Source organism: Chryseobacterium tagetis (assembly GCF_016735585.2).
In the GTDB taxonomy this organism is placed as follows: Bacteria; Bacteroidota; Bacteroidia; order Flavobacteriales; family Weeksellaceae; genus Chryseobacterium; species Chryseobacterium tagetis.
Genome location: NZ_JAERSE020000001.1, coordinates 999,791 through 1,013,911, shown reverse-complemented (window position 1 = coordinate 1,013,911; position 14,121 = coordinate 999,791). Strand labels below are relative to the sequence as shown.

Below are 14,121 nucleotides of genomic sequence, written 5' to 3'. Positions count from 1 at the left end.
GACAAAAGAAACTCATTTTGAGTTTCTTTTTTTATATTTCAAATATTGATAAAGTAGGGAAAAGCTGATAAGGGAGATAATTAAAGCAAATACCCAAAATGCGGTTTTGCTAAAGTTTTTAGAATTAATTTCCTCAACCAGGCAGGCCAAACCAGATATAAAAGTTAGAATGGCATATGTTAAATAATTGTTTTTATCGGAATTGAATGAAGGAGATTTTCCCCCTGTATAATATCCGGGGTTATACATATTCTCATTCCATTCTTTATAACCTTCGATAAGGGCTTCTTCAGGTTCTACGTCATTTTCATCAATCTGTAAATCCGCTATTATTTTTAAAATCTGATCTTTTGTTTTTTCTTCTGAAAGTAAAGAGTTGTTTTTAAAATCTGCGAAATGCGGAATATGCATCTCTTTTAAATAGGAGCTTACGTATTCTAAGTTCGATTCAAACTTAAAGGTTTTTATAAGAATCATTTAATCTAAGTCATTTGAACAAAAATAGAAAAGTAGTTTGATTTTTCAGGAAAGGTTAATAAAAATTCATTTTCGGCACAATGAAATATTATTAGTCTTTGTTAAATGATTTTTAACTGATAAATACTTTTACATTTCTAATTTTATAACCCTTTCTACCATTTGTTGATTAATATTTTCAGGAATTAATCTCATCATAAGATTTCGTAAATGAGTTCCTTTTTCCCATTGAGAAATCTGCCCGATTTTGAGGCTTGTATTGACAACATGATCTACTTTTTTTCTTCTGATCTTCTGAAATTGCTCAAAAATGAAATTAAAATCTTTATTTTTCTCTAGTAATTTTCCAATAATATACGCGTCTTCAATGGCCTGACAAGCACCTTGTCCTAAATTAGGCGTTGTCGAATGAGCAGCATCACCAATCAAACAAAGATTTCCGGAATGCCAATTGGGAATAGGAGAGAGATCTATAATATCATTAAGAATAATATTTTCCTGCAAAGTAGATTCAATAATATCGATGATTAATGGATCGAAACCGTGAAAGTTTTCAGACAAACTGTTATAACGTTTGTGTATTCTTTTATTAATAACAGCATACCAATATATTTTTCGGTCTGTCATTTTAACGAAACCGAAACGTTTTCCTTTGCCCCAAGCTTCAATCGCTTCATGATGAAATTGTTCAGGCAAGTCAAACTCAACCAAGCCTCTCCAGCAGATTTGTCCGGTGTTGCGGAGGGTTCCTGTTCCAAAGATCTGATTTCTTATTTTTGAATGAATTCCATCTGCTCCGAAAACGGTTGCACTTTCAACTTCAGTTCCGTTTTCAAAGTTGATAAGATAATTTTTATTCGTTTGAATTTCTTTTAAAGAATGATTCAGTTTAATGTTTTCAAAACCAATGTTTTCAGCTAAAATTCTCTGCAAATCAGCTCTGTGGATTGCTACATTGCAGGAGTTGTATTTTTTTTCAAGCTTCAACACATTCGTTTTCGAAATGAGTTTCAGTTTTTCATCAGTCACAGAAATTCCGTGAATTTTATTTCCTGCTTTTTCAATTTTTTCTTTTAAACCTAATGTTTCAAAAATCTGCATTGCATTGATGGCCATCATAATTCCTGAACCGACGGGTTTTATTTCAGGTGCCGATTCGTAAATGGTAAAATCGAAATTATGCTGTTGCAGAATATTACCAAGTGTTAATCCTCCGATTCCCGCTCCGATGATTGAAATTGAATTCATTATTTTAAATTTTTCAGTTCATTCAATAACTGATTTTGTTTTTTGATAAAATTTTCTAAGCTATTTGTTTTTAAAGGATGGGCATTTTGATATTTTTCAATTTTCGGCAGGGTTTTTCTGATTTTGAAAGCGGTGTAAAAGCTATTTATATCCTGCTCATTTTTATTGAGCCTTGAAATTAAATTCTGAATGTTTCTGGTCTTTTCATTATACTTCTCAGAATTTGCTCTGATCTCGTTTTCAATCTGATGTTTTAGAATAGAATCATTTATAGTATTCGTTAAATGAATTGCATCTTGATAATAACCATCTGATTTATCAAGGACTACATTGTAATACTCGAGAACTTTTCTTTGGTTTTCATATGCTTTTAAGATCTTATCATCAAGAGTCGATAATTTTTTGTCATTTTTGATTAATTCAGAATAAATTTTATCAATCATATTTTGCTCATATCTACTGCCGCTCTCAAACGAATTTTTTATAGAAGAATCGGCATTATCCACAGTATTTTCTACAAGTGGCTTATTTTCTGAACTACTTTCACTACAAGAAATGATTAATAAAAATAAAGTAGAGGTAATAAGTGTTTTTTTCATGGTTATTAAGATTAAGATAATTTTTATTCTGAAAAATTGAAGTCGAATTTACTTTAAAATTACTGTATCTGATTATTGAAAAGTTGATCCAGATCAAAATTCTTATTTTTAAAATTTAGATATATTTTCAAGCTTTCATCTGTATTTTTTATTTCGAGCCTGTCTTCTAACCTTGTTTTTGAATTATAAGTATATTTATAATGGATGTTTGGGAAAAAATCCTGATTTTTTGTAAGCTGGATGATCGGTTTATTGAATGAACAAAGGAAAATATTTTCTTCCAAAAATATAATATCGGCTTTTCTATAGCTTATTTTTGATCCAAATTTAGAATATCCTTCAATTTCAGTTTCTATATTAGGAACTAAGGTATATTTTTTATCCTTTATATATTCAAAGAAAAGTTTTCTTTTATATTTCAAGTAGAAGTAAATTGCGGTATTAGTAGCAATCCATAACAGGAGAAATCCCCCAATGAAAAAAAATAAATTATTCATTGGATAAAAATAAAAAACGGAGTCTGAAAATCAAACTCCGCCTAGTAAATTTTTGCGTAAAATTATTTACCTAAATAAGATTTCAGGATCTTACTTCTGGTATTGTGTTTCAATCTCTTGATCGCTTTTTCTTTGATCTGACGAACTCTCTCTCTGGTAAGATCAAAAGTTTCACCAATTTCTTCTAAAGTCATCGGGTGTTTTCCGTTCAATCCGAAGTATAATCTTACCAAATCAGCCTCTCTTGGAGTTAAAGTATTCAATGCTCTTTCAATCTCGATTTGTAGAGACTCAAGCATTAAATCTTTATCCGGACTTGGAGATTCTCCAGAACGTAATACATCATAAAGATTAGAATCTTCACCTTCTACTAAAGGCGCATCCATAGACAGGTGTCTTCCGGAGTTTTTCATAGATTCTTTAATATCTTCCTCGCTCATGTCAAGAACTTCAGCCAATTCTTCGGGAGAAGGTGGTCTTTCATTTTCCTGCTCAAGGTGAGCGTATGCTTTGTTGATTTTATTGATGGAACCGATTTTGTTCAATGGCAATCTTACAATTCTCGACTGTTCAGCCAAAGCCTGTAAAATTGATTGACGAATCCACCATACCGCGTAAGAGATAAATTTGAAACCTCTTGTTTCATCATACCTTTTTGCCGCTTTCATAAGTCCTAAGTTACCTTCATTGATCAAATCGGGTAAAGAAAGACCTTGATTTTGGTACTGTTTAGAAACCGATACTACGAAACGAAGGTTGGCTTTGATTAACTTCTCTAGTGCTGCTCTGTCGCCCGCACGAATTTTTTGTGCCAATTCTACTTCTTCGTCCGCAGTGATTAGTTCAACTTTACCAATTTCCTGCAAATACTTGTCTAATGAAGCAGTTTCCCTGTTGGTAACCTGCTTAGTGATTTTTAATTGTCTCATCTATTTTTTCCTCAAAAAAGAGTTACTATATATTATACGTTTGAAAAGGTAAAAAGGTTACACATGTTTCAATTATTTTTTATTTATTTAAATTACAATTGAGAAAATAGTTGTAAATTATGGCTCTCGTGACACAGAATAGCGATTTTATAGGTTGCTATCTGGTAAGATATTTTGAAAAAATCGTACCAAGAAGTGTTTTTTAATTAAATTTTAACTCTAAAAACTGTGTTAATTTTTACTGGATTCTGTACCAATCGTTTTAACCGTTACAAATGATTTTTATTTGAACTGAGGAAATAAAAAAAGCGAAACCAAAGTTCCGCTTATATTTATAGAGTTAATGATATATTTAAATCATTTTAAAAAAGATCATTCAGTAATTTGGCAAGTCTCAAACCTCCGTATAGAAGCTGTCTCTCCATAGTATCATTGAATTTGTACTGGTAATCGTATGCTAATTTTGAATCGTTGGGAGTCTGTGCATAGATCTTATTAGCGATTTGATGAGAATCATACAACCAGTCTTCTACCGTTCCTGACTGAATTTTAGCTACTTCATCTTTAGACTTAATATCCAGTAATTTTGAATATTCTGTATAGCTGTATTTTTGAGAATCCACCAATTTTCCGTCCCAAACTGAATGTAAATTTGTTTTTTCGCCAAAATAAGTAACGTTGATTTTGTTTCCTCCCAAATCTTCAGCTCTTCCTACATGTAAAGGCTGTGCAAGATCTCCCATGATATGGATAAGGAAAATTAAAGCGATTTTTCTGTCTTTTTCAGAAGTTTTTTCATCTTTAATCTGGCTAGATAATACTTTTACCTGAGTGTATAAACTTGGTCCGGCCTGAGCTTCTAAGTTTTTTTCAAAAGCTTTGAAATCTGTCTGAGGATCAATGTTTACATAATGCCAAGCTGAAGCCTGCTTCCATGCACCTGTAGTATCAGATTTAATGAAGTCCGGCCAGTTTGCCCAATACGCAAGGCGTTCTCTGCCCATAATTTTTTTAATTTCTCTTCTTGCCTTTCCGGAAAGATGATTTTCTGCAATTTCTGCAATAATTCTGTGTCCAGTCAGTCCCCACGCATAAGAATAAAGCGAAGATGCCATGAAAGCTAAAATCAGAATTTTAGAATACATACTTTTCATTGTAAATAACATTTTCAGAGTGCAAAGATACGGCTCAGTTTTCGAAGTAGAATTATATATGACAGAATTCTTGTCCTCCAGGATGTTAATAAAATTTAATCTAAATAAGTTTTCTATTAACTTATTTCGTGATTATTTTAGAATGAAAGGGTGGTTTACATTGAGTGATTCTATACCTTTTACCGTATTTTCACGGATAATTGTATAGATTATTCTTTTAAATGGGATTAAATTAGTATTTTTAATTAAAAATTATTTGAGAAAATATTTTTTCAATACTGCGAGATATATTACCTTTACATGCCCAAAATCACAGGAAACACTATGTATGAGAACAATATTGTAGAAATGAATTACAATAAGCTGCAGACAGATTTCAAAGCTGAAGCTGTGGCTGTTAATCTATTAAAATACCATAGAGCTGTAAGTAATATTTTTATTGACCGTCTTGGAATTAATGATAGAGCTTATTTGAAGGATATAAAAGGTATTTCAAGTCACTTTTTAGGTTTTGATGAAGAGGTCTTTACTATAGAAACATATCGGGAAGGGATTTATGATTATCTTCCTGAAGGGTTATTTCATCCTCCTTCTTTGGGAACATCCAGAAAGAATGTAGAAACTGTTGTTAAAGAGATTCGTAAACAAAAAAGAGTAGAGGAAGATGCAAGAAAGTTCTTCAAACCCTTTGAGTTGGAGATTTTCTTTACTGAAATTAGTGCCTTGCTTAAAGAATTCGATTTTGATATTTCCAGTGATACAGATTCATTGTTAGATACAATCAGTGAACTTTGGCCTTTAGTGGAAATGCTTGACAAGCAAAACGCTTATATTTTCATCTATATATTACCGTTTTTTCATCAGATCAGGGGAGATAAAAGATGGTTTGAAAGATGCATGACTGCTTTTCTTCAGATGCCGGTAGAAGTTACTTTTACTCCGAATGTAATAGACAAAATAGAGGAGAATGATGATTCGATGCTGCTTGGGAACTCCAGACTGGGAGTGACTTATATTCCGAGTGGTACTCATATGGACGGGCAAAGGAACTGGGTCGTTAATATAGGACCTATTCCATATTCGGAGATGAAAAAGTTTATAGATGGAAGTCCGTTTAGAAAAGTTCTTTATACACTATACGATTACTTTTTGCCGGTAAGTGTAGATGTGAAAGAAAATTTCATCACAGAAAAACAGGAATATTCATTCGCCTTGGAGGACGATGAAAGAAATGCGAACCGCCTTGGTTACTCCACATTCCTCTAAAATATTTTATTATATTTACAGACACCAACCGATACATTATTAATTGAAAAAAGACAAATGGAAATCTCTTCAGTAAAAGGTATATTTTTAAGATATATTTTAATGCCTTTAATTGCAGTCATCATGATGGTTATTTTGGGAATAATCAGAAGGAATAAGCCTGCTATAAAAATTAAAACCATTATTATATACGTTCTTCTGTGCAGCTTGTGTATAGCTGTACCTGGTTTTTTTGGTTTCTCGGGAAATTCCTTTAATCCTTATTGGTATCTGATCGCTCAGATTATTTATTTTATTTTGGGGATTATCCATGTTAATCTTTTGGACAGATACTTTAAAAAGCATATTGATTCCTTTTCAATGAGTGTATTGTTTGAATCTGTACTTTCTTTGACATGTATTGTATTCGGAGGTTATCTGTTTACTTTGATCTTTAACTGGATGAGTATGGGAACAGGTTATCCGGTAATGTCTGCAACCAGTGCATTTGTTTTCCTTGTTCCACTGGTATTTCATTATTGTTACGTTCAGTTTATCAGTATTCCTGTCGATATTTATAAGACATGGAGATATTCTCCGGATCAGAAGCTTCCGGATTTTGAAGGTGCAGATTTCGACAGATTGATGGTACTGAATGTGGAATTAAGTAAAAATCTGGAAGAATCTAACCGATTCAGAATTAAAGCTAAAACGCTGCCGACAGGAGTTACTTTCGGGGATTGGTTTTATAGAGTTGTAGATGATTATAACCACAAAAATCCGGGATCTGTTATTCATCTTTCAGATAATGAACAAGAACCTTATTATTGGATTTTTTATACCAAAAAATCATTTTTCAGTTTTAGAAAATACATCAATTTCGATCAGGATATTTCAGCAAATAGTATTTCAGAAAATGAAGTTGTTATTTGCAAAAGAGTAATTCATCATGCAGAAGAAGGAATTGCTAAAAAATCATAACACACACAAATTTTAAAAGTATTTAATATGATACAGCCTATTAAACATTTTGCGATCAATTGGGTCGACGGAATGAAAGTTTCCCAGCGACATTTAAATGATCAGGATAATTTTTTAATTGATACCATCAGAGATTCCAATTCATTAGGGATTACCAATTATAATTACGGACTTTTGCCTATTCCTAATGAATTTACAGACAAAACGATTTTTGATGTTCATAATACAGCAACCAATGATGTTCAGCTCTTTATAAAACATTGCAGTGCCGTTACATTAGCCGGATACAGAGTTGAGCTTAATGACCGTAGAGTAAGTGTGAAGTCATTGGCAAAATCGATGAACGAAGAACAGGCAGACGGAGAATATTATATTTTGATTTCGGTAAATCCTTTCGATAAAGTACCTTTCGGAGATATTGATCCCGAAGAAATTCCACCGAGACACCCGAATGCACAATCGAATTATCATATCGAATTACTTCCGGTAACCTCTTTGAACAGCAGTTATTCAGGAGGGAATTATCTGATTGTTGGAAAAGTGGATTTAAAAGGAAATATTGCACAGGTGGATTCAAATTTTATTCCGCCTTGTACTTCCGTTCAGAGCCATCCTGCATTGCTGAACTATTATAATGGTTTTGCAAAATCAATTGGTAATCTGCAGCAATACGCTTTTAAAATTATTCAGAAAGCATCCCATAAAAACCAGAATACAGCATTGGCACAGAATGTTAAATTTTTGTGTAACACGATGATTACAACTTTTGCCGACATGTATTTCCAGTTTAGAAATATTACGCCTTGGCAACCACCCGTATTTTTAATTGAATCTTTTGCTAAGTTAGCTCTTAATTTATACAATGCTACACAGGTTCTGGTACCGGCAGAATTGGAAGAGATGCTGAATTATAGCTTAGAATGGAGCGAAATTGCTCCTCATACTTTGCTAAACCAATTATCAATTGTCGCAGAAACAAACTATGATCATCACAATTGTGGCGAACCTTTATTGTATATTCAGCAGATGCTGAGAAGTCTGGAAATTATCTTCTCAAAACTGAGCGAACTGGATTATATTGGTCAGAGAAAAGAAAACATTATTGTAAACGAACAGGAGGTTTCTTCCAATACCAATCCGAAAAGAGGTTGGAGTGTTTTGGATTAACCATGATATAGCTTGAAAAAAAATAAATCCCGGTATTATAAATTCGGGATTTTTTGTGTAAAATTGTTTTATAATATTCAATAAAATATGAATGTAGATATAATAAGACAGGACATCAGAGGGTTATCAGATGACAAGATCTTTCTGAACAATGCGGGATCTTCGCTAATGCCAGTACATGTAGTAGATTCAATGATTGATTATCTAAAGCAGGAAGAACAGTTCGGAGGCTATGAAGTTGCTAATAGAAATGCGGAACTGCTTGAAAGCTTTTATGATGAAACGGCTAAACTGATTAACTGCAAATCTTCAAATATTGCTTTTGCCACAAGTGCTACAGACGCTTATACCAAAGCATTATCCAGTATTGTTTTTAAAGAAGGAGATGTGATTATTACTACAATTGACGATTATATTTCTAATCAGATCACATTTATTTCACTTCAGAAAAAATTAAATCTAAAAATTATCAGAACAAAAAAACGTTCAGATCATGAGCTTGATTTGGAAGATCTGGAAAATTTAATTAAAAAGCATAACCCAAAGTTGGTTGCAGTCACTCATATTCCAACCAATTCAGGATTGATTCAGGATGTGGAGAGTGTTGGGGAAATCTGCAAAAAATATGATGTTCTGTATTTAGTAGATGCGTGTCAGTCCATCGGACAGATGTTTGTGGATGTTGAAAAAATAGGCTGTGATTTTTTAACGGCAACAGGCAGAAAATTCATGAGAGGACCAAGAGGAACAGGATTTTTATATGTTTCGGATAAAATACTGGAACAGAATTATGCTCCTTTATTATTGGATATGAGAGGGGCCAATTGGACGGAATATGACAATTATGAATTGTTTAAAACCGCAAAACGATTCGAGCACTGGGAAATCTCTTATGCTTCTCTATTAGGATTTACTGAAGCTTTAAAATATGCGAATACTATTGGGATACATGCTATCGAACATTATAATAAAGGTTTATCTGAAAGACTTCGGGGAAATCTAAGAAACAGCGGATTTCAGGTTTGGGATCAGGGAAATAATCTGAGCAGTATCATTACCTTTTGCGAACCAAACGGAGATCTGGAGAATATTCAGAAAGTACTGAAAGAAAATAACGTATTCTTTTCCGTAACGTATAAGAATTCTGCCTTAATTGATTTTACGAATAAAAATATCAACGGAATTGTAAGATTATCACCGCATTATTTCAATACAGTGGAAGAAATTGAAATAGTTTCCGAAATTTTGAACAATAGCCTAAAGTCAGTTTAAGATTCCATAATGAAGAAATAGATTGAAAATAAACTTTCAATCTATTTCTTTACCAATATTTTTTCTGTTGCTTTTCTACTCAAAACCTCCTGTTTCCCATCCACTTCTATGGTAATGGATTTGTCGAAATTTTCAATTTTTATGATCTTTATTTTCTTGTTCAGCAATAGATTTCTTTCTGTTAAATAATTAAGAAATGCATCATCAGAAAGGGTGACAGAAGCAAAGATTACAGCTTCTCCAAGTTCACAGTTGCTGAGTTTTTGTAAATCCTGAGCAATGATATTTCCGTCTTTATCAGGAATCGGTTCTCCGTGAGGGTCGAATTTGGGATAATCAAGAATTTCATCCATTTTATCAAAAAAAATAGTAGAATGTACGTGTTCCAATTGTTCTGCAATTTCATGAACATTTTCCCAGCCGAAATTCATTTTTTTAACTAAGAACATCTCCGTAAGTCTGTGTTTTCTTACGACCAAAGCCGCTTCACGACGTCCTTTTTCGGTAACGATGAGAGGTTTGTAGGTTTCATAGATTACCCAGCCTTTTTCTGCAAATTTCTTCATCATATTGTTAACACTCGGCATTTTTACATTCAAAAATTTGCTGAGTTCATTAATCGTTACTTTGCTTTCACTGTCTACTAAATGAAATAAAGCTTTCAGATAGTTTTCTTCGGTTAATGTTGTTTTCAAAATGTTAGATGATTTTCGTTACAAATCTAACAAAATATTATGAATTATTGACGGTTGTTATTTTAAGTTTTTTTAATTTTACTCTATGAAATTTTCATTCAAAAACGATTATTCGGAGGGTTGTCATCCTAATATTTTACAGGCGCTTTTAGAGCATAATAAAGATCAGCAGGCAGGTTACGGAGAAGATCAGTATTCTTTAAAGGCTAAAGAGTTAATTAAACAAAGAATAAAAAAATCAGATTCGGAGATCTATTTTGTTTCGGGTGGAACTCAGGCCAATCTCATTGTAATTTCTTCTATTTTAAGACCTTATCAATGTGCGGTTTCTGCAGCTACAGGACATATTCTTAATAATGAAACGGGAGCCATTGAAGCAACAGGACATAAGATTTTAGGAATAGAAAAAGAAGACGGGAAACTGACTCCTGAAGATATCATTCCGACTCTGGAAAATCACAGAAATGTTCCGCATCAGGTAATGCCGAAGTTGGTGTATATTTCCAATTCTACAGAGCTGGGAACGATTTATACGCTAGGAGAACTGGAAGCACTTTCGAAATTCTGTAAAGAAAACAAGCTGTATTTATTTATGGATGGTGCTAGAATGGGACATGGTTTAACTTCCGAAATCAGTGATCTGACGCTGGAAAAAGTAGCCGAACTTACCGATGTTTTCTATTTGGGAGGAACTAAAAATGGTGCTTTAATTGGTGAAGCAATTGTCATTAATAATCCGGAACTTCAGCAGGATTTTGCTTTCAATATCAAACAGAAAGGAGCGTTGCTGGCAAAAGGAAGATTGTTAGGAATTCAATTTTTAGAATTGATGAAAAATGATTTGTACTTTGAGTTGGCAAAACATGCAAATCAGCAGGCAATGAAGATCAAAAATGCCATGAAAGAAAGGGGAGTACAGTTTCTTTCAGATACGTATACCAATCAGATTTTCCCGGTTTTGAGCAATGAGCTGATTGAGAAATTGTCTGAAAAATTTGAATTTTATGTCTGGAAAAAAATGGACGAAAACTCTTCAGCTATCCGTCTTATTACTTCCTGGAATACCGAAGATCAGCCTGTGAATGATTTTATCGAGATCATCCAAGCAGAACTATAAAAAAATGCAACTTATTAAAGTTGCATTTTTCTTTATTTTAAAGCTTTATTTACAAGATTGCAATCAGCGGCTTCCAGTTTTTGACCGTCTTTATAGCTGATTTTTTTCTCGCTTGCATATTTTACCTGTCCGTTTTCTTCTTTATGTTCGCCAATACCTTCTGTTAAAGTATTGTCTTTTTGAATAAAGAATATATCTCTTGCACTTTTTCTGCCTTCAGATACAAATTCGTAAGTCAGTTTTAAGGTATCTCCTGATTTATAACCGGAAATATCTCCTTTGTTACTGTCTTTTTCAAAGTTTTTGTAAGACATTTTTCCGGTAATCGTTCCCAGATTGTCATCAATATTGGCAAATACAGAATCTTTTCCGGTTACACCCATATAGCAGAAAGATTTAGGTCCTAAAGTATCAACTACCTTTTCTGTAGTCACTGTAGAATCTGTTTCCGCTTTTGGAGCTGTTGTTTCTGTTTTTTTGTTACAGTTCATTAAGAAAACTGATAGTGAACCTAATAAGATCAACTTTTTCATAATCCTTTTTGTTGTGTTAGATAAATTTCGAAGGTACTAAAATAATCATTTTATTATGGAATGCATCTAAAAACTAAACTTTTAAACATCCTCGGAAACCTCTTGCAGCATAATAAGAATCAGCACCATTATGATAAATGAAGACCGTATTGTAACGGCGATCACAGAATATTGCGCCTCCTAATTCTCTGATTGACGCAGGCGTTTTTACCCAGCTTGAAGTTTTCAGATCAAATTTTCCTAATTCCTGAAGCTGACGATATTGCTCTTCGGTGAGGAGTTCAATGCCCATCTCTGAGGCAGTATCAATAACATTATTTTCCGGTTTATTGGCTTTTCGGGCTTCCCAAGCCGGATAATCGTAGCAAAGACTTCTGCGTTTCGGACTTTCGGGTGAACAGTCGAAGAAGATATATTCATCAGTTTTTTTATCATAACCAATAACATCAGGCTCACCTTCTGTTTCTTCCATTCTGTGGAGCGACCATAATTTTTCATTGTTTTTTTCAAGCTTTTCCTGAATTTTATCCCAATCGATACCTTTATGGCGGCTCATATTTTTTTCAAAACGAAGTTGGAGAATCTTCAGCAATTCTTCGTTTTGTGTTGAGGAGAGTTTCTTTGTGCTCATATTGAATTCTATTTTGGTGGTAGTATTAATCTGCAATAGATATTTTTCTTTCGGCAGGTCTAAAATACCAAGAAATAATTACCAGCACAAGCAGTAAAATTGCAGGAAATGTTTTGCTAAATGTATCACTAACAATACAATGAGAGATAACAGCTCCGGACATTACAAAGAAAAATCCTGCATAAGCCCATTCCTTCAATAATGGAAATTTTGGGATCAGAATAGCGATAGCTCCCAGTATTTTCCAGATTCCAATAATAGGCATTAAATAAGAAGGGTATCCAAGATTGGCGAAGTTGGCCAGTTCGTCCTTGTTTCTGATCAGTTGGACAATAGCTGTTGAAACCATTCCTAGTGACATCCAAAGGGTGAAAATCCAATAGATAATTTTATTTCTTTTCTGAAATTTGTTTTGTGTTTCCATGTCTCGAAGTTTAAGATTTTAATCATTCAATCCTTTTCCATTAAGAATTTCCGGAATATATTTTTCAATTCTGGCTGTTCTGGTCCTGGATTGTTTTGCAGAAGAAAAGTAGAGTAGATAAGCGCGTTGTCTTCCCGGTGTTAAAGCTTCGAATGCTTCTTTTAATACTGAATCTTCATCCAGTCTCTGCTGAAATTCTTCAGGCATTTCAAATTCTCTGGTTTTCTTCATTTCGACTTTAGCTCCGGATTCTTCAACTTCTACGGCTTCAAACATATATTCCTTGAGAGTTTTTTCTAAATCAAGGATTTGTTGCAAATCAGTAAAACGGATCTGTCTCGCAGCCTGTACATTTTCAGTCTGTTGAATTAAAATATTGGCAGGATCTTTCATTAAAGCGCCTTTAAAAAAGAGGAGTGCACAATATTCTTTAAAACCATGAATTAAGAAAATATTTTTTCCTTCATAAGTATAGCAAGGACATCCCCATTTTAGATCTTCTGCAAGCTGGGTTTCCAGAGCGATTGCTCTTAGTTTTTCAAATTCCTTTTGCCATTGTGCGGCTTTATCAAAGAAGAAATCAACTTTTGGATTCATATAATTTGGGTTTTGGTGTTTCGGGCTACGAGTTGTGAGTTGTATAAGCTGTATAATTCAAAATTCAAAAACTCGAATCTCTCATGATTTAAATAATTCCTGCAGACGGTTATGAGCCATATTAATGCCCTGTGCAAACGGTAATTTCAGCATCTGGTCTCTGAAATCTATAGATTTATAGATGGTCTGAATCGTTATTTTACTTGTGGTATCAGTGATTTTTTCAAATTCAAGAAACTCAAACTGAGGCGGAAAAGGAGTGTTTTCCATTTGAAAAGTTCTTGTAATTTTCTCATTGTGAACAATTTCATGAATCGTTCCATTGGCGCTGAAAGCTACTTCGCCTTGTGGATTTGAGGTTTCAAATCGGTAACTTCCGTGTTGTTTATTTTCGAATTTTGTCACTTTTGTTCCCATCCATTGTTCGAAAAGTTCGGCTTCTGTATATGCTTTGAAAAGCAATTCAACAGGCAGATCGAATTCCCGGGTGATGAAGATTTCCTGCTTTCCGTCTTCGGCGTGTATTTTTGTTTTGAGTTCCATATTTTGAGTAAT

17 protein-coding genes are annotated in these 14,121 nt (G+C 33.4%); 5 read left to right on the top strand and 12 right to left on the bottom strand.

What is annotated here, in order from left to right:
• Positions 1-12: 12 nt before the first annotated feature.
• The 6 genes from JI747_RS04515 to JI747_RS04490 all read right to left on the bottom strand — a co-directional run bounded on the left by JI747_RS04515 (position 13) and on the right by JI747_RS04490 (position 4,904).
• Positions 13-477: a hypothetical protein gene (locus JI747_RS04515; protein WP_225686577.1), complete on the bottom strand. Its 465-nt coding sequence runs from the start codon at positions 475-477 to the stop codon at positions 13-15.
• Positions 478-606: 129 nt separating this feature from the next.
• Entirely contained in the window at positions 607-1,725 is a 1,119-nt protein-coding gene (locus tag JI747_RS04510; protein ID WP_225686576.1) for an FAD-dependent monooxygenase, read from the bottom strand.
• Positions 1,725-2,324: a hypothetical protein gene (locus JI747_RS04505; RefSeq protein ID WP_225686575.1), complete on the bottom strand. Its 600-nt coding sequence runs from the start codon at positions 2,322-2,324 to the stop codon at positions 1,725-1,727. The genes JI747_RS04510 and JI747_RS04505 overlap by 1 nt, the downstream gene beginning before the upstream one ends.
• A gap of 59 nt (positions 2,325-2,383) precedes the next feature.
• Positions 2,384-2,821: a hypothetical protein gene (locus JI747_RS04500; RefSeq protein WP_225686574.1), complete on the bottom strand. Its 438-nt coding sequence runs from the start codon at positions 2,819-2,821 to the stop codon at positions 2,384-2,386.
• A gap of 62 nt (positions 2,822-2,883) precedes the next feature.
• Entirely contained in the window at positions 2,884-3,750 is an 867-nt protein-coding gene (locus JI747_RS04495) for a sigma-70 family RNA polymerase sigma factor (RefSeq protein ID WP_099767369.1), read from the bottom strand.
• 362 nt (positions 3,751-4,112) lie between these two features.
• The gene (locus JI747_RS04490; protein ID WP_225686573.1) at positions 4,113-4,904 is read right to left on the bottom strand and encodes a S1/P1 nuclease; all 792 of its coding nucleotides are present in this window, start codon (positions 4,902-4,904) and stop codon (positions 4,113-4,115) included.
• Between the two features lie 300 nt (positions 4,905-5,204).
• Here JI747_RS04490 and JI747_RS04485 point away from each other — a divergent pair, with 300 nt between their 5' ends.
• The 4 genes from JI747_RS04485 to JI747_RS04470 all read left to right on the top strand — a co-directional run bounded on the left by JI747_RS04485 (position 5,205) and on the right by JI747_RS04470 (position 9,569).
• Positions 5,205-6,170, top strand: coding sequence for a type VI secretion system baseplate subunit TssG (locus JI747_RS04485; RefSeq protein ID WP_225686572.1), 966 nt, complete (start codon positions 5,205-5,207; stop codon positions 6,168-6,170).
• 57 nt (positions 6,171-6,227) lie between these two features.
• A complete protein-coding gene (locus JI747_RS04480; protein WP_225686571.1) occupies positions 6,228-7,130 on the top strand; it encodes a TssN family type VI secretion system protein in 903 nt (300 codons plus the stop codon).
• 27 nt (positions 7,131-7,157) lie between these two features.
• Complete coding sequence (locus JI747_RS04475) at positions 7,158-8,297, top strand: hypothetical protein (RefSeq protein WP_225686570.1); 1,140 nt, start codon at positions 7,158-7,160, stop codon at positions 8,295-8,297.
• Between the two features lie 87 nt (positions 8,298-8,384).
• Positions 8,385-9,569 carry an aminotransferase class V-fold PLP-dependent enzyme gene (locus JI747_RS04470; RefSeq protein ID WP_225686568.1) on the top strand — a complete coding sequence of 395 codons (1,185 nt, stop codon included), beginning with the start codon at positions 8,385-8,387 and terminating at the stop codon, positions 9,567-9,569.
• A gap of 41 nt (positions 9,570-9,610) precedes the next feature.
• On the opposite strand, the gene JI747_RS04465 is transcribed toward JI747_RS04470, so the two are convergent.
• A complete protein-coding gene (locus tag JI747_RS04465; protein WP_225686567.1) occupies positions 9,611-10,264 on the bottom strand; it encodes a metal-dependent transcriptional regulator in 654 nt (217 codons plus the stop codon).
• An 85-nt stretch (positions 10,265-10,349) separates the two neighbouring features.
• Between JI747_RS04465 and JI747_RS04460 the strand changes: the two genes are divergently transcribed.
• Positions 10,350-11,381 (top strand): threonine aldolase family protein, encoded by a 1,032-nt coding sequence (locus tag JI747_RS04460; RefSeq protein ID WP_225686566.1) that lies wholly within the window; start codon positions 10,350-10,352, stop codon positions 11,379-11,381.
• Between the two features lie 32 nt (positions 11,382-11,413).
• Here JI747_RS04460 and JI747_RS04455 read toward each other — a convergent pair whose 3' ends face one another.
• The 5 genes from JI747_RS04455 to JI747_RS04435 form a co-directional block, all read right to left on the bottom strand.
• A complete protein-coding gene (locus JI747_RS04455) occupies positions 11,414-11,914 on the bottom strand; it encodes a hypothetical protein (RefSeq protein WP_225686565.1) in 501 nt (166 codons plus the stop codon).
• Positions 11,915-11,987: 73 nt separating this feature from the next.
• Positions 11,988-12,545: a DUF4256 domain-containing protein gene (locus JI747_RS04450; RefSeq protein ID WP_225686564.1), complete on the bottom strand. Its 558-nt coding sequence runs from the start codon at positions 12,543-12,545 to the stop codon at positions 11,988-11,990.
• Between the two features lie 25 nt (positions 12,546-12,570).
• Positions 12,571-12,969, bottom strand: a complete 399-nt coding sequence (locus JI747_RS04445) for a DoxX family protein (protein ID WP_225686563.1) — start codon at positions 12,967-12,969, stop codon at positions 12,571-12,573.
• Positions 12,970-12,987: 18 nt separating this feature from the next.
• Entirely contained in the window at positions 12,988-13,566 is a 579-nt protein-coding gene (locus JI747_RS04440; RefSeq protein WP_225686562.1) for a YdeI/OmpD-associated family protein, read from the bottom strand.
• A gap of 81 nt (positions 13,567-13,647) precedes the next feature.
• Positions 13,648-14,109: an SRPBCC domain-containing protein gene (locus JI747_RS04435; RefSeq protein WP_225686561.1), complete on the bottom strand. Its 462-nt coding sequence runs from the start codon at positions 14,107-14,109 to the stop codon at positions 13,648-13,650.
• Positions 14,110-14,121: the final 12 nt, after the last annotated feature.